At 64.8% G+C, this 16627-nt stretch carries 12 protein-coding genes, 1 tRNA gene and 1 riboswitch; of the genes, 8 read left to right on the top strand and 5 right to left on the bottom strand.

Annotation, left to right across the window (positions count from 1 at the left end):
- Positions 1-77 (bottom strand) — tRNA-Met (locus R6258_RS08115).
- Between the two features lie 98 nt (positions 78-175).
- A complete protein-coding gene (locus R6258_RS08110; protein WP_318449163.1) occupies positions 176-1129 on the bottom strand; it encodes a choline ABC transporter substrate-binding protein in 954 nt (317 codons plus the stop codon).
- Positions 1130-1356: 227 nt separating this feature from the next.
- Between R6258_RS08110 and betI the strand changes: the two genes are divergently transcribed.
- From betI to R6258_RS08090, 4 genes are all read left to right on the top strand, one after another.
- Positions 1357-1956, top strand: a complete 600-nt coding sequence (gene betI, locus R6258_RS08105; RefSeq protein ID WP_318449162.1) for a transcriptional regulator BetI — start codon at positions 1357-1359, stop codon at positions 1954-1956.
- Positions 1957-2002: 46 nt separating this feature from the next.
- Positions 2003-3472, top strand: coding sequence for a betaine-aldehyde dehydrogenase (gene betB, locus R6258_RS08100; RefSeq protein ID WP_318449161.1), 1470 nt, complete (start codon positions 2003-2005; stop codon positions 3470-3472).
- 83 nt (positions 3473-3555) lie between these two features.
- A complete protein-coding gene (gene betA, locus R6258_RS08095) occupies positions 3556-5244 on the top strand; it encodes a choline dehydrogenase (protein WP_318449160.1) in 1689 nt (562 codons plus the stop codon).
- A 179-nt stretch (positions 5245-5423) separates the two neighbouring features.
- Complete coding sequence (locus R6258_RS08090; RefSeq protein WP_318449159.1) at positions 5424-7874, top strand: acyl-CoA dehydrogenase; 2451 nt, start codon at positions 5424-5426, stop codon at positions 7872-7874.
- Positions 7875-7972: 98 nt separating this feature from the next.
- Here R6258_RS08090 and R6258_RS08085 read toward each other — a convergent pair whose 3' ends face one another.
- The 3 genes from R6258_RS08085 to R6258_RS08075 all read right to left on the bottom strand — a co-directional run bounded on the left by R6258_RS08085 (position 7973) and on the right by R6258_RS08075 (position 10054).
- Positions 7973-8371, bottom strand: coding sequence for a septal ring lytic transglycosylase RlpA family protein (locus R6258_RS08085; RefSeq protein ID WP_318449158.1), 399 nt, complete (start codon positions 8369-8371; stop codon positions 7973-7975).
- A 44-nt stretch (positions 8372-8415) separates the two neighbouring features.
- Entirely contained in the window at positions 8416-9393 is a 978-nt protein-coding gene (locus R6258_RS08080) for an NADPH:quinone reductase (RefSeq protein ID WP_318449157.1), read from the bottom strand.
- Positions 9394-9481: 88 nt separating this feature from the next.
- The gene (locus R6258_RS08075) at positions 9482-10054 is read right to left on the bottom strand and encodes a hypothetical protein (RefSeq protein WP_318449156.1); all 573 of its coding nucleotides are present in this window, start codon (positions 10052-10054) and stop codon (positions 9482-9484) included.
- Positions 10055-10347: 293 nt separating this feature from the next.
- Here R6258_RS08075 and R6258_RS08070 point away from each other — a divergent pair, with 293 nt between their 5' ends.
- From R6258_RS08070 to R6258_RS08055, 4 genes are all read left to right on the top strand, one after another.
- A complete protein-coding gene (locus R6258_RS08070) occupies positions 10348-11151 on the top strand; it encodes a glycerophosphodiester phosphodiesterase family protein (RefSeq protein ID WP_412176366.1) in 804 nt (267 codons plus the stop codon).
- Positions 11152-11385: 234 nt separating this feature from the next.
- A riboswitch (cobalamin riboswitch) is annotated at positions 11386-11634 on the top strand.
- A gap of 143 nt (positions 11635-11777) precedes the next feature.
- Complete coding sequence (locus R6258_RS08065) at positions 11778-13664, top strand: TonB-dependent receptor domain-containing protein (RefSeq protein WP_318449154.1); 1887 nt, start codon at positions 11778-11780, stop codon at positions 13662-13664.
- Between the two features lie 197 nt (positions 13665-13861).
- Positions 13862-15472, top strand: a complete 1611-nt coding sequence (locus R6258_RS08060; protein WP_318449153.1) for a glucan biosynthesis protein D — start codon at positions 13862-13864, stop codon at positions 15470-15472.
- Positions 15473-15550: 78 nt separating this feature from the next.
- Complete coding sequence (locus tag R6258_RS08055; protein ID WP_318449152.1) at positions 15551-16624, top strand: PA0069 family radical SAM protein; 1074 nt, start codon at positions 15551-15553, stop codon at positions 16622-16624.
- Positions 16625-16627: the final 3 nt, after the last annotated feature.

Genomic DNA, 16627 nt, shown 5'->3' with positions numbered 1-16627 from the left:
TGGTGGCTACGCCCTGATTCGAACAGGGGACCCCATCATTATGAGTGATGTGCTCTAACCAGCTGAGCTACGTAGCCAACCGCCTCGGGCGCCATCGCGACAGATCGCGATATTCGCCAGCGGGGGCGAATTATGCATGCGAGCCGCCGGCGTGACAAGTCCCGGGCCGCTTGCCTTACTCGCCGATGTCCAGCGCCTGCTTGACTGCCGGAAGGCCCTCTTCACCATCGACGGTGGTCACGCCCTCGAGCCAGCCATCGAGCACCTGCGGGTTATCCTGGAGCCAGCTGCGCGCCGCCACCGAAGGCTGCTTGCCGTCGTCCATGATCGCCCCCATGATCTGGTTTTCCATATCCAGCGTGAAGGTCAGGTTCTCGAGCAGTTGGCCCACGTTGGGGCACTCTTCCACGTAGCCGCCGCGAGTATTGGTGTAGACCGTCGCGCCGCCCAGGTCGGGACCGAAATAATCGTCGGCGCCTTTCAGGTAGGCCATGTCGAAGTTGGTATTCATCGGGTGCGGCTCCCAGCCCAGGAAGACCATCCACTCGTCGCTGGTGGTCTTGGCCTTGAGCTCGGCGAGCATCCCCGCCTCGGAGGAATCCTTGAGCTGCCAGTCGCCGAGGCCGAAGGCGTCGTCGTCGATCATGTCCTGGATGATCATGTTGCCGTCGTTGCCGGCCTCGATGCCGTAGAGACGCTTGCCGAACTTGTCGGCGTGTTCATCGAGATCGGCCACCGAGGTCACCCCGGCGTCGTGTACGTACTGCGGCACCGCCAGCGTGTACTTGGCGCCCTCGAGGTTGGCCGCCACGCGATCGACTTCGCCCTTGTCGATGTAGGGGTCGCTGATCGATGCCATCGACGGCATCCAGTTGCCGAGAAAGACATCGAAGTCGCCGCTCTTCATGCCCGAATAGGCGATCGGCACCGAGACCGTATCGCTCTTGGCCTCGTAACCCAGCCCTTCCAGCACCTCGGTGGTCAATGCCGTGGTCGCGGTGATGTCGGTCCAGCCCACCTCGGCGAAATGGACGCTCTGGCAGCTGTCGGGTACGGCCGCCAGGGTCAAGGGAGAGGCAACGGCCAGTAGGCCACCGGCGATCAATTTGATTGAGGTCTTGTCGTGCATTGACTGTCTCCTGCGTGTAGCGCCTGCAGCCAGGACGGCAACAGGCGGTCCAATAACGCTGAATTATGCGATACTCGACTTCGCATTCCACTATACAATATATTTTTATTGATTGAACGTTCAATAAAAACATTGCAGACTATACTCTACCAGGGCGTAGAGCCGAGGATGACCCTTTCAACGATCACCGCTCAGCCCGGGGCGAGCCAGCAGAGGAGAAGTGCCCGGTGCCCAAAGTCGGAATGCAGCCGATCCGCCGCCAGCAACTGATCAAGGCGACCATGAGTGCGATCGACGAGGTCGGCCTGGCCGATGCCACCGTTGCCCGCATCGCCAAGCATGCAGGGGTCTCGGCCGGTATCATCAGCCACTACTTCGGTGGCAAGGACGGCCTGCTCGAGTCCACCATGCGCCAGATCCTCAACGATCTGGGCAGCGCCGTGGCCGAACGCCGCGCCAACGTCGACGAGGACACGCCGGAAGCGCACATCCGCGCCATCATCGACGGCAACTTCGATCGCAGCCAGGTCAACCAATCGGTGATGAAAACCTGGCTGGCATTCTGGGCATCGAGCATGCATCAGCACGACTTGCAACGCTTGCAACGGGTCAACGACCGGCGCCTGTACTCCAACTTGTGCAGCCAGTTTCGCCGTTGCCTGAGCAAACAGGACGCACGCCGCGCCGCCCGCGGGCTGGCTGCGATGATCGACGGCCTGTGGCTACGCGGCGCGCTGGCTCCGGAGGGCCTCGACGTCGACCGGGCACGTCGCCTGGCCTATGACTATCTGGACGAACAGTTGGCCCAAGGGGAGTGCTTCGCCTGACCGGCGACTCGCTCGAGCCCGTTCAAACGCACCTAGGGAGAATTTCATGGCATCACTGCAGACACAGCAACTCTACATCGGCGGACGCCGGGTGGACGCCACTTCCGGTGAGACCTTCGACACCATCAATCCCGCCAATGGCGAGGTGCTGGCGAGCATCCAGCAGGCCTCGCAGGCAGACGTCGACAGCGCCGTCGCCTCGGCCCGCGAAGGGCAGAAGGTGTGGGCGGCGATGACCGGCCTCGAGCGCAGCCGCATCCTGCATCGCGCCGTCGCCCTGCTGCGCGAGCGCAACGACGAACTGGCGCATCTGGAAACGCTGGACACCGGCAAGCCGATCAGCGAAACCACCAGCGTCGACATCGTCACCGGTGCCGATTCACTGGAATATTACGCCGGCCTCGCTCCGGCCATAGAAGGCCGGCAGATCCCGCTGCGCCAGGACTCCTTCGTCTATACCCGTCGCGAGCCGCTGGGCGTGATCGGCGCCATCGGCGCCTGGAACTACCCGATCCAGATCGCCTGCTGGAAGAGCGCTCCGGCGCTGGCCGCCGGCAATGCGGTGGTCTTCAAGCCCAGCGAGGTCACTCCGCTGAGCACCATGAAGCTGGCCGAGATTCTCACCGAAGCCGGCCTGCCGGATGGCGTCTTCAACATCGTCCACGGCGACGGCCGTGTTGGCGAGATGCTGACCAATCATGCCGATATCGACAAGATCACCTTCACCGGCGAAGCCGGCACCGGCAAGAAGGTCATGGCCGCCGCCGCCGGCTCGACGCTCAAGGAAGTGACCATGGAGCTCGGCGGCAAGTCGCCGCTGATCGTCTTCGACGATGCCGATCTGGATCGCGCCGCCGACGCCGCGATGATGGCCAACTTCTACTCCAGCGGTCAGGTCTGCACCAACGGCACCCGGGTGTTCGTCCATCGCTCGGTCAAGAGCGCCTTCGAGGCCAAGATTCTCGAGCGGGTCAAGCGCATCAAGGCCGGCGATCCGCTGGACGCGACCAGCAACTTCGGCCCGCTGGTCAGCTTCGACCATCTCGAGAAGGTGATCGGCTATCTCGAGATCGGCAAGCAGGAAGGCGCCCGCCTGCTCATCGGCGGCGAGCGCTGGGTGCACGACGACTACGCCAAGGGCGCCTGGGCCGCCCCGACGGTGTTCACCGATTGCCGCGACGACATGCAGATCGTCCGCGAGGAGATCTTCGGCCCGGTAATGGCGATTCTGGCATTCGACGACGAGGACGAGGTGGTACGTCGCGCCAACGACACCCCTTACGGGCTGGCGGCCGGCCTGTTCACCGAGCGCCTCAATCGTGCCCATAGGGTCATCCATCGGCTCGAGGCGGGCATCTGCTGGATCAACACCTGGGGCGACTCCCCCGCCGAGATGCCGGTCGGTGGTTACAAGGAATCGGGCATCGGTCGCGAGAATGGCCTTTCCTCGCTCGATCAGTACACCCAGATCAAATCCGTGCAGATCGAGATGGGCCCCTTCCCGGCCGTCTTCTAAGGCCCCGCCGCGTGGGGCCGGGCCGCGAGGTCCGGCCCCGGCTGCTCACCGCGTCACGCTGAAACATCAAAGGAGGGCCGTTCATGACGCAGGCTCGCGAATACGACTACATCATCATCGGCGCCGGTTCGGCCGGTAATGTGCTGGCCACCCGGCTCACCGAGGATCGCGATGTCCAGGTGCTGCTACTCGAGGCCGGCGGCCCGGATTACCGTTTCGATTTTCGCACCCAGATGCCGGCGGCGCTCGCCTATCCGCTACAGGGCAAGCGCTACAACTGGGCCTTCGAAACCGATCCCGAGCCCTACATGAACGATCGTCGCATGGAGTGCGGACGCGGCAAGGGGCTGGGCGGCTCGTCGTTGATCAACGGCATGTGCTATCTGCGCGGCAATGCGCTGGACTACGACAGCTGGGCCAAGACACCCGGACTCGAGGACTGGAACTATCTCGAGTGCCTGCCCTATTTCAAGCGCGCCGAGACCCGCGATATCGGCCCCAACGACTATCATGGCGGCGATGGCCCGGTCTCGGTGGCCACTCCCAAGCAGGGTAACAACGAGCTCTACGGCGCCTTCATCCAGGCCGGTATCGAGGCCGGCTATCCGGCGACCGAGGACGTCAACGGCTACCAGCAGGAAGGCTTCGGCCCGATGGATCGCACCACCACGCCCAATGGGCGTCGGGCCTCCACGGCGCGGGGCTATCTGGACATCGCCAAGCAGCGCGACAACCTGGCCATCGAAACCCATGCGCTGACCGATCGCATCCTGTTCGAGGGCAAGCGTGCGGTGGGCGTAAGCTATTCCCGCAAGGGCGAGGCCCACGAGGTTCGTGCGCGGCGCGAGGTACTGTTGTGCGGCGGCGCCATCGCCTCGCCGCAGATCCTGCTGCGCTCCGGGGTCGGCAATCCCGTCCATCTCAAGGAATTCGACATCCCGCTGGTCCACGAACTGCCCGGAGTCGGCGAGAATCTTCAGGATCATCTGGAGATGTACATTCAGTACGAATGCAAAAAGCCGATTTCGCTGTATCCGGCGCTCAAGTGGTACAACCAGCCCAAGATCGGCGCCGAATGGCTGTTCAACGGCACCGGCATCGGCGCCAGCAACCAGTTCGAGGCGGCCGGCTTCATTCGCACCAACGACGGCGAGGAGTGGCCCAACCTGCAATACCACTTCCTGCCGATCGCCATCAGCTACAACGGCAAGAGCGCGGTCCAGGCCCATGGCTTCCAGGCCCACGTCGGCTCGATGCGCTCGATGAGTCGCGGGCGGATTCGCCTGACCTCGCGCGCCCCTCAGGCAGCGCCCAGCATCCTGTTCAACTACATGTGTCATGACAAGGACTGGGAGGAGTTCCGCGACGCCATCCGCATCACCCGCGAGATTATCGACCAGCCGGCGATGGATGAGTACCGCGGCCGCGAGATCTCGCCCGGACCCGACGTGCAGAGCGACGCCGAACTCGACGAATTCGTCCGCCAGCACGCCGAGACCGCCTATCATCCGGCCGGTTCCTGCAAGATGGGCTATGACGACATGGCGGTCGTCGACGGCGCCGGACGCGTTCACGGCCTCGAAGGGCTGCGCGTGATCGACGCCTCGATCATGCCGCTGATCACCACCGGCAACCTCAATGCGCCGACGATCATGATCGCCGAGAAGATGGCCGACAAGGTCCGCGGTCGGGAGCCGCTGGCCAAGGCCGAGGTACCCTACTTCATCGCCGGCGACACACCGGCCCGCGGCACGCCCAAGCGCCACGCCTGAACGGCGACGACGCTTTCCCCTTGCGCCCCGCTCTGCGGGGCTTTTTTATGTACCTCCAAGCATGTACCGGAGCCGCCGGGACTAGGCAGGCGACGGCAAATACTCTAGTCTGAGCGAATTCAAACATCTGTTCGAATGCAGTTCCGCCAGCTCATTGCTGCATGCCCCGGAGATCCTACATGATCGAAACCCTGCTTATCGTTCTGGCCGTCGTCGGCCTGATCATCGTCATGCAACGCGAAGCCGGTGCCCTGGCCGCCGTCGCCGTGCTCGGCATACTCGGCCTGGCCGGCCTGCTGGCCGACGCGGAGATAACCGGCGTCGTCCTGCTGCTCAGCGGCGCGGCGATCGCCGCCTGTGGGTTACCGGCATTGCGCCGGGCCTGGCTCACGCCACGCATCTTCGCGGCCTTCAAGAAAGCCGCACCCAAGGTCTCCGACACCGAACGCTCGGCGCTCGAGGCCGGCACCGTTTCCTGGGATGGCGAGCTGTTCTCGGGGCGTCCGCAGTGGCAGCGCCTGCTCGCCTATCGCAACGACGGCCTCAGCGACGAGGAACGCAATTTCCTCGAGCACCAGTGCTCGGTGGCGGCCGGAATGTGCAACAGCTGGGAGATCGCCCGCGAGCGCGCCGACCTGCCCGAGGCACTGTGGAACTATCTGCGCCAGGAAGGCTTCTTCGGCATGATCATTCCCAAGCAGTACGGCGGGCTGGGCTTCTCGGCCAAGGCGCAGTCGGCGGTGCTGCAGAAGCTGGTGGTCAACGAGACGCTGATGATCTCGGTCGGCGTCCCCAACTCGTTGGGGCCGGGCGAGCTGCTGCTCAAGTACGGCACCGAAGAACAGAAGGACCATTATCTACCGCGGCTGGCCGACGGTCGCGATATCCCCTGCTTCGGCCTGACCGGGCCACGTGCCGGCTCCGACGCCACCTCGCTGCCCGATGTCGGGGTGGTGTGCCACGGCACGCACAATGGCGAAGAGGTGCTGGGTCTCAAGCTGACTTTCGAGAAGCGCTGGATCACCCTCGCGCCGATCGCCACCGTGGTCGGGCTGGCATTTCGCATGTTCGACCCAGACAAGCTGCTCGGCGACGAGAGCGACCTGGGGATCACCTGCGCGCTGATCCCCCGCGACACCCCCGGGATGGAGATCGGTCGCCGCCACCATCCGATCGGCAGCCCGTTCATGAACGGACCGATCATCGGCAAGGATGTGTTCATCCCGCTCGACTACATCATCGGCGGCCCCGAAATGGCCGGCCACGGCTGGCGCATGCTGGTCGAGTGCCTGTCGGTGGGCCGCTGCATTACCCTACCCTCGGGCGCGGCCGGCGTGGGTCGCTATGCGGCCGGCTGGTCGGGCGGCTTCACCCGCATCCGCCGACAGTTCAACGTTCCGGTCGCCGAGATGGAAGGCGTGCAGGAACCGCTGGCGCGACTCACCGCGCATGCCTACATCGCCCAGGCGGCGGTGATGCAGACCGCCAACCTGATCGATCACGGCGTCAAGCCCTCCGTGCCCTCGGCAATCCTCAAGAGCCAGCTCACCGAGTTCCAGCGCAGCATCCTCGGCGACGCCATGGACGTGCATGGCGGCAAGGCGGTGACTCTCGGGCCACGCAACTATCTGGGGCTGGGCTGGAGCGCGGTGCCGGTGTCGATCACCGTCGAGGGCGCCAACATCATGACCCGCAACCTGATGATCTTCGGCCAGGGGGCGATCCGTTGCCATCCCTACGTGCTCGAGGAACTCGCGGCCAAGGACAACGACGATCAGCGAGCCTTCGACCGCGCGTTCTTCCGCCACGCCGGGCTGATCTTCGGCAACGCCGCCCGCGCCCTGACGCAAGGTCTGGGCCTGTCGCGACCGAGCGTGCCTTTCGACGAGGTCGCCACGCCCTATGCGCGCGACATCGTGCGCCTGTCGGCCGGCTTCGGGCTGTGCGCCGATGCCGCCATGGCCAGCCTGGGGTCGAGCCTCAAGAAACGCGAGATGCTCTCGGCACGCCTCGGCGATGTATTGTCCAACCTGTACCTGGCATCGATGCTGATCAAGCAGTGGCACGAGGACGACAACGTCGAGCACGAGGCGGCGCTGTTCCACTACAGCTGTCGCACGCTGCTCTACCGTGCCGAGCAGGCCTTCGTCGAACTCTTCGACAACCTGCCCAACCGCGGGCTGGCGAAGGCACTGGCGGTGATCGTGCTGCCGCTGGGCCGCAAGTGGCGCAAGCCCGACGATGCGCTGACCCGGGAAATCGCCCAGGCGATCTCCACCGCCACTCCGCTGCGCGCCAAGCTGATCGCCAACACCTGGAGCACCCAGCAGGAAGAGGAGCAGGACAACCCGCTGGCCCGCTACAACGCGCTGCTCGCCGACTACCCGCGTGCCGAGCCTCTGTACCGGGCAATCGGCAAGGCCTACGCCAAGGGCGATCTGCCCGCCGAGGCGCTGCATCCCGAACAACGCCTCGAAGCAGCCGTGGAGGCAGGCCTGGTCAACGATGAAGACGCCGCCTTCATGCGCGCCTATGAGCGGGAGGTGCTGGAAATGCTGACCGTCGACGACTTCGCCTTCGACGCCTTCGCCACCGAGAAGGACAAGGTGGTCTGGCACGCGGCCGGTTAAGCGCGCGGCTCGCACAATCGGCTCAACCCAACGCCCCGGCCAATTGGCCGGGGCGTTGGGTTGTGAAGCGCTCAGCGAGGCCGGATGGCGGCTTGCCGCTAGCGCACCACCTCGATACGCACCGGCGCGGTGCCGCTGTCGATCATTGCCAAGCGCTCGGCGGCCCGCCGTGACAGATCGATGATGCGTCCTTCGGTGTACGGCCCCCGGTCGTTGACGCGCACCGTGACCTGGCGCTGATTGGCGAGGTTGGTGACCCGCACGCGGGTACCGAACGCCAGGCTACGGTGCGCCGCCGTCAACGCCGCTGCATCGAAGCGCTCGCCGCTGGCGGTACGCCGGCCCTGATAGGCGCTGGCATAGTAGGCCGCCACGCCCTGCTGGGTCTGCCCGATGCTCTCGCCGCTCCCGCCTGGCGACGGCGCCTGGCCGGCGCAACCGGCCAATAGACAGGACAAGGAGAGTCCCAGCAAGGCCCAGCCGGGCCGCCGGCGCATGTCCGCGGGTGGTCGTGACGCCAAGCCACGCCTCACGATCGCCATCACGGCAGCAGCACGGTCGAGCCGGTGGTCTGGCGCGAGGCCAGAGCCTGCTGGGCCTCGCCGGCCTTTTCCAGCGGGAAGCGTTGCGCGATATCGACCTTCACCTGGCCGCTTGCCAGCACCTCGAACAGATCCCGGCACATCGCCTCGAAGCGCTCGCGGGTGTCGGCGTAGCCGTTGAGGCTCGGCCGTGTGGCGAACAGCGAGCCTTTCTGGTTGAGGATGCCGATGTTGATGCCCTCGACCGCCCCCGAGGAGTTGCCGAAACTGACCATCAGGCCACGCTTCTGCAGGCAGTCGAGCGAGGTTTCCCAGGTATCCTTGCCGACCGAATCGTAGACCACCGGCACCATCGCCCCGTCGGTCAGCTCGCGCACCCGCTCGACGACGTTCTCGCGGGTATAGTCGATGGTCGCCCAGGCGCCGTTCTTGATCGCCAGCTCGGCCTTTTCCGCCGAGCTGACGGTGCCGATCAGCTTGACGCCCAGCGCCCGTGCCCACTGACAGGCGATCGATCCGACCCCGCCGGCGGCGGCATGGAACAGAATCGTCTCGCCCTGCTCGACGCGATGGGTCTGGCGCAACAGATACTGGGTCGTCAGCCCCTTGAGCATCGTTGCCGCCGCGGTCTCGAAGTCGATGGAGTCGGGCAGCACTACGACCTTGTCGGCCGGCAGCACATGCAGCTCGGCATAGGCGCCCAGCGGCCCCTGCGCGTAGGCGACGCGATCGCCGGGCTTGAGGTGGGCGACGCCCTCGCCGATGGCGTCGACGACGCCCGCGCTCTCGGTACCCAGCCCGGAAGGCAGGCTCGGTGCCGGATAGAGTCCGGTGCGAAAGTAGATATCGATGAAGTTGAGGCCCACCGCATGATTCTTGACCCGTACCTCGCCGGCCCGGGGCTCGCCGGGATCGCTATCGACGTATTCCAGGACTTCGGGGCCGCCAGTGCGGGAAAACTGGATTCGCTTGGCCATGACGCAACGCTTCCTTTATCGCTCGATGGGATCGCCTCACCTTACAAGTGCACGGCGGGCAAGGCCAGAATCGCCTCACTGGCGGCCTCTACAGCCTTTCGGGAAAGTTCTCGAGTCCGGTGACGAAGCGCTGCTTGTAGCCTTCGAACACCTCGCGATCCTGCTTGAACGATTGAACGATCGCGCCCTGATCGAAGCCCAGGCTCTGCGGCAGATCGTCGAGCCCCGAGGCCGGGTGCTTGGGACCGAGACCGACGCGCAGACCGCGCGGCTCGTCGAACCAGCGCTCGATCCCGCAGCGCGTGAACATCGCCTCCTGATCGGCGTCGCCGGCGTTGACCCGCAACGGCGCCTTTTGCGCCAGCTCGCTGACCAGTGCCTCGGCGGGTTGGATGACGCTGTCGCTGGGCAGGCTTTGCAGCATCGCCAATTCCATGCTGCGGCCCCCGGCATCGAGCACCAGCAGCGCCAGCGCCACCGGCCGGCCGTCGCGATCGGTCAGCGCCAGCACCTGGGCGGCTTCCTGGTGCATCAGGATTCCCAGGGTACCGGCGAAGCTCGCCAGCGGCGCGATGCCCGCCTCGTGGCCGAAGACCTCAACGCATAGCCGCGCCAGGCAGGCCTCGCGCTGCACCGCGTTCTTCACATTGACTACTTTCATGGTTTCTCCGCTCATCAACCCCTTGATATCGGCGTCGCAGACTAGCACATCGTCGTCACGACTTTCGCCGCTTTTACTCGCGCGCGGCGCGGTCACGCGACGGCAAGATACCCGTTCCACAATGGCGGGGATCGCCTTCAGCAACCGTGTCTCGCCGCCACCCGTCGAGAGGAGAAGGTGATACGCTATGGCTGCCCTGCCGCCGGCCGCTCGAGGCACAGAAGGCACAGGCAGCGGCCGAACGACGGACGCTATATCGGAGGGCGCCTGCCATGACCGTTAGTCTACCCAACATGCCTGTCTCTTCGCGCGGCGAGGCGAGCCCCGGCGCGCATCACGACGCCCCACCGGCGCTGATCGCTCATCGCGGACTATCGGCGCACGCGCCCGAGAACACCCTGGCCGCGGTGCAGGCGGCCTACGATGCCGGTTGCCACTGGGTCGAGCTCGATGTCCAGTTGCTCGGCGACGGCACGCCGGTGATCTGGCACGACAGCGGCTTGCGACGCTGCGCCGGGGTCGGCGGGCGCCTGAGCCGGATCGACCTGGCTTCGGCCCGGCGGCTCGACGCCGGCCGCTGGTTCTCGCCGGCGTTCGCCGGCGAGGGTATGGCCACACTCGACGAAATGCTGGCGCTGATCGAGCGCCTCGGCCTGGGGCTCAACCTGGAGATCAAGGTTGGACGCGGGCGCGATGCCGAGGCGCTGGTCGATGCCGCCCTGCCCCCGACGCTGCAACGCCTGCCCGCCGAGCGGCTGATCGTCTCGTCGTTCGATATCCGCTCGTTGCGAGCCCTGCGACGCATGCAACCGAATGCACAACGGCTGCGCCTGGGCCTGCTCTACGACCGACCACCGCGCAACTGGGTGGCGCAGGCCGAGGCGCTCGACGCCTACAGCCTGCACGTCGATTGGCGACGCCTGAAGCCGTCGCTCGCACGGGATATCGCTGCCAGTCCTTATCGCTTGCTGTGCTACACCGTCAACGATCGCGACGTCTATCACCGACTGCGTGACTGGGGCGTCGAGGGCGCGATCAGCGACGACCCGCTGCGGCTCGACCCAGACCAGGCCGGGGCCGTCAGCGCCGGCCACTGATTGGCTTAGCAAGTTATCGGCTTTTTTGCTCATAATTAACCCACGTTAAAAGCAATATTTCTTGACTGTGCCATTGTTATTGCGTTGAGCATGGATAAGCCCAACGGGACAGCAAGGATGCACAGCGCGATGCCCGGTCAGGGACGACCGGGCTTTTTGCTTGAAGTGACATCACCCGCCAAGGGTGCTGGACGCCAGCCAGCGTTGACTTGCCCGTACCCCGCCCGCAGAATCCTCCACCGTCGAGACACAGGTGCTCGGGAAGCGGGTGAAACCCCCGCGCTGCCCCCGCAACGGTGTTCGCGTTCCATCGATGACGGATCCTGCGGAATGACCGGCAACGCCGGCTCGGCCCACAGCCCATCAAGCCACTGCCCGTATGGGTGGGAAGGCGTTATCGATGCGAGGCAACAGACGCAAGCCGTCTGGCCAATCGCCTCGCGCGCGTCAGTCCGGAGACCGGCCTGCGTCTCTTCACTGGCTGATGCGGAGGGCTTCGCCAGTGACGACCGGCGTGCGTGGTCCATCTCCCTCTTGCGAGCGATCGCGTCGCGGCCCTTACCGGGCTGTCGTCACCCTGTGTCCTCCTCATCGCGTATTTGCTTTGCGCGCTTGAGGATCATTCCATGCACTATAAGAAACACCCGAAGAAACACCCGCTCTGGCTGGCTGTCGGATTGGCAACCGCCAGCTCGTTGATCAACACGGCGCAGGCCGAGCAGCGTCTAAACACCGTCCAGGTGACGGCCAATCGCCTGCCACAATCGCAAGCCGACGTGATGGCCAGCACCACCGTCATCGAACGCGCGGAGATCGAACGGCTTCAGGCCAGCTCGGTGGTCGAACTGCTGCAGGGGCGGGCCGGGATCGAGCTGACTCAGAACGGCGCCCCGGGCGCCCAGTCGAGCCTGTTCCTGCGCGGCAGCGAATCCGACCACACCCTGATTCTCGTCGACGGGGTACGCATCAACTCGGCGACCAGCGGTGGCGCCAGCCTGGAATTTCTGCCGCCAGCGGCCATCGAGCGCATCGAGATCGTGCGTGGGCCGAGAGCCGCCGCCTATGGGGCGGACGCCATCGGCGGCGTCATCCAGATATTCACCCGCGACGCCCAGGCCAGCGGCACTCAGGCCAGCCTGAGTGCGCGCGTCGGCAGCGACGACACCTACCGCCAGAATGCCCGCCTCGCCATCGGCGACGCCGACACCCGGCTCGATGCCACGCTGTTTAATCGCAATGGCGAGGGCTTCAATGCCACGCGCGGCGACGCCAGCGGCGAGCGTGACGGCTTCGAGCGCGAAGGCGCGCAGCTGGGTTTCTCGCAACGTCTCGACGCCGAAGCTCGACTGTCACTGACTGCCCTGCGCGAGAATGTCGAGGCCGATTATGACGGCTGCTATCGCAGCGGCGATTTCCTGGCCCCGGTGTCGGCGGACTGCGTCTCCACCGGCTACCTTCAATCCTTTTCCGGCCAGCTCGACGTGGCACTCGCCAGCGACTGGGACATGGTCGTCAGCGCCGGGCATTTCGACGAACAGCGTGAGGAGCGCTATGCGGGCGAGCGACAGAGCCTGACCGAAACCCACCGCGACGAGCTCGGGCTCCAGCATCGCTTCAGCCAGGCAAACGGCGTCGACGTGCTGGGCATCGACTATCGCCATGAAAGCATCGATTTCGCCAACCGTGCCGGCGCCGAATATCAGCGCGACAGTCGCGAGAACCTCGGCGTCTATGGCCTGGTACAGCGTCAATATGGTGCTCACGAGTTGTCGGCGTCGCTGCGCTACGACGACGACTCGCTGTTCGGCGACGAGACCACCGGCAGCCTGGGTTATGCCTATCAGTTGACCGCAACCCAGCGGCTCGGGACCAGCTACGGCAGCGCCTTCAAGGCGCCCAACCTGAGCGATCTCTATGGCACGTTCAGCCCCAACCCCGATCTGGACGCAGAGACCTCCAAGAACCTCGAGGCCTACTGGGCCTATGACGATCTCGCCTGGAACGCGCGCGTCACCGCCTTCGACAATCGTATCGACGACCTGATCGTCTACACCGGCAGCTTTCCCGACGCCAGCTATCGCAACGTCGACGAAGCGCGCATCCGCGGTATCGAACTGACCGGCGGCTGGCAGGGCGAGCGGCTGAGCACGCAGCTCGCCGTCACTTTCCAGGACCCCGAGGTGCGGCGTTGGTCCGACGAGTACGCGGGTATCGGCCGTGGCGATCGCCTGCTCAGCCGCGCCGAGCGTTTCGCCCGCCTGGATGTCGACTACCAGCTCACCGACGCCTGGCGGGTCGGGTCGACCCTGCTGGCCTTCAGCGAGCGCACCTCCTACGGCGGAGCCGAGGTGGGCGGCTATGGCCGGCTCGATCTGCGCACCGCCTGGCAGGTAACGCCGATGATCGAGCTTTCCGCCAAGCTCGAGAATGCGCTAGACAAGCGTTATCAATTGGTCGATGGCTACAATACCCAGGATCGCTATATCGAGGGGGGCATCACCCTGCGCCTGTAAAGCCACGGCGGTGTCGGTATGCATGGCATGGGTAGCCCGCGCCATGCATTACCGGCATTATACGTTGGTCGTTAATAGGGGTTCGTTAGCAGGGCGCTTCTGGGCACTATCGTCCGATTTCAAGGTCCTAGCTCCGGACCGTTATATGCGCACCGTAGATGCGGTGCATGACCCAACTCGTTCCAGGGAAGAGCACGATGAACCGACGTGATTTCTTGAAGGCCACCAGCGTCCTGGGCAGCGCCTTCCTGCCTATCTCCACGGTCCTCGCCGCCGTCGACGGCTCCGCCAAGACCATCGGCCCCAGCGAATCGTTCAGCTTTGCCTGGCTCAAGGGCCTGGCCCGGCACATCTCGAACCAGGCCAGCGAAGGCGCCAAGCCCAACCTGCCGCCCGAGCTTCAGAACATGAGCTGGGACGAATATCAGGCGATCAATTTCAGCAAAGATCACGATATCTGGGGCGATAACGGGCAGTCTCACTACCGTGCGGAGCTCTTTCATCTGGGGCTTTACTTCAAGAAGCCGGTCAAGATCTACGAGATCGTCAATGGCCAAGCCCGGGAAATCGCCTACGATCCATCGTTGTTCAACTACGGCAAGTCGGGTATCGATGGCGAGAAACTGCCCGAGGATCTGGGCTTCGCCGGCTTCCGGTTGTTCCACAAGAGCGACTGGCAACGCGACATGATGGCCTTCCTCGGCGCCAGTTATTTTCGCGCCGTCAGCAACTCCATGCAGTACGGCATGTCGGCCCGCGGCCTGGCGATCGATACCGGGCTCGGCAGGCCCGAGGAGTTCCCCGATTTCACGCGTTTCTGGCTCGAGCAGCCCGCCGACCAGAGCGATGTCGTCCACGTCTATGCGCTGCTTGAGTCCGATAGCGTCACCGGTGCCTACCGTTTCACGATCACCGTCAACGAGGGCGTGGTCATGGATATCGACTCGGCGCTCTATCCCCGCAAGCCGATCGAACGCCTCGGTGTCGCCCCGCTGACCAGCATGTACATGGTCGGCGAGAACGACCAGCAGGCCAACTGGGACTGGCGCACGGAGATCCATGACGCGGATGGCCTATCGATGCACACCGGCAACGGCGAGTGGCTGTGGCGACCCTTGGTCAACCCGCCGCAGTTACGCTTCAACGCCTATGCAGACGAGAATCCGCGTGGCTTCGGCCTGCTCCAGCGAGACCGCAATTTCGATCATTATCAGGACGACGGGGTCTTTTACGATCGCCGGCCCTCGGTCTGGATCGAACCCAAGTCCGACTGGGGCAAGGGCTCGGTCCAGCTGATCGAGATCCCCACGCTCGATGAAACCTTCGACAATATCGTCGCCTTCTGGAATCCCGACGAGCCGGTCAAGCCCGGCAGCGAGATGCTGTTCGGCTACCGTATCTACTGGTGCGACCGGCCGCCCGCCCAGCCTGAACTGGCCCGCTGCGTGGCGACCCGTACCGGTATCGGCGGTGAGGTCGGCAAGGCCCGCGAGTATTTCAGCTGGCGCTTCGTGATCGACTTCCAGGGCGGTCCGTTCCCCTTCGACGCCGATCAGGATGTCGAAGTCGTGCCGGTCATCGAGAATTCCGCCGGACGCGTCGAGATCACCTCGGCACGGCCGTTGAACGAAATCCAGGGCTACCGGGCGATGTTCGATGTCGTGCCCCCGGGCGACGGCACCGAACCGATCAACCTGCGCGTCTACCTCAAGGCCGGCGACAAGCCACTCACCGAAACCTGGATCTACCAGTGGACCCCGCCGCCGGCCGATGATCGCGAGCTGCACAATCCCGGCCATCTGCTGTAAGCAGTCGCCACGGCTCTTGCTTGTTGCTTTCACAACATCCTCTATACTGTATATGCATACAGTATAGAGGATTTTCGCATGGCCATCCGGCAACCGCCTCGCCTGCGCAAGGGGCGCGGCGCCACGTATGATCCCCCCAACCGCTTCGCTCCCAGCGCCAGCGAAGCCGTCGACGACGGCTGGTGGCAGGAAGCAGTGCCAGAACGCATCGCCACCCTGGTCAGCGACGAAGCGAGCAAGAGCGCACTGTCGTGGAATCGCTCCCCCGACCTGCCCTTCGATCGCTCGCTGAACCCCTACCGGGGCTGCGAACATGGCTGCATCTATTGCTATGCAAGGCCCAGTCATGCCTATTGGGACCTGTCGCCGGGCATCGATTTCGAGACGCGACTGATCGCACGCACCGGCCTCGTCGACCGGCTGCGCGAAGAGCTCTGCAAACCCGGCTATGCATGTCGGCCGATCAACCTGTCCGGAAATACCGACTGTTACCAACCGCTGGAAGCCGAACGCGGCACCACCCGGGAGATTCTCGAATTGCTGCTGGCGTGTCGCCATCCGGTAATCCTGGTCACCAAGGGTGCGCTGATCCTGCGCGACCGCGAACTGCTCGCCGAGATGGCCGCCAAGCGCCTGGTACGGGTCTACATCAGCCTCACCAGCCTCGATGCCGAACTCAAGCGCAGCCTGGAACCGCGGACCGCCTCACCTGCAGCGAGGCTCAAGGTCATGCGCGAATTGAGTGCCGCCGGGATTCCCGTGGGCGCCTTGCTGTCACCGATGATCCCCGGACTCAACGACCATGAACTCGAGCGCCTGCTGGAAGCCGCACACGAAGCCGGGGCGAGCACGGCCGGCTGGACCCTGCTGAGATTGCCCCGCGAAGTGGCCCCGCTGTTCGAGGATTGGCTCGGGCAGCACTACCCGGAACGGGCCGGCAAGGTCATGAGCCTGATCCGTCAATCGCGAAACGGCGCCGACTACGATTCGCGCTTCGGTCAGCGCATGCGTGGCGAGGGCGTGTTTGCCGAGATGCTGGCTCAGCGTTTCCGCCATGCCAGCCGTCGGCTGGGATTCGCGGCACGAACCGACGGCACATTGGATTGCGAGAACTTTCGCCCGCCTCGACGACAGGGCGACTTGTTCGGGTAACAT

The sequence above is a fragment of the Halomonas sp. HP20-15 genome, assembly GCF_033446685.1.
Taxonomy (GTDB): Bacteria; Pseudomonadota; Gammaproteobacteria; order Pseudomonadales; family Halomonadaceae; genus Modicisalibacter.
The sequence above is the reverse complement of the archived record's forward strand: the minus strand, read 5'-3'. Positions and strand labels throughout refer to the sequence as shown.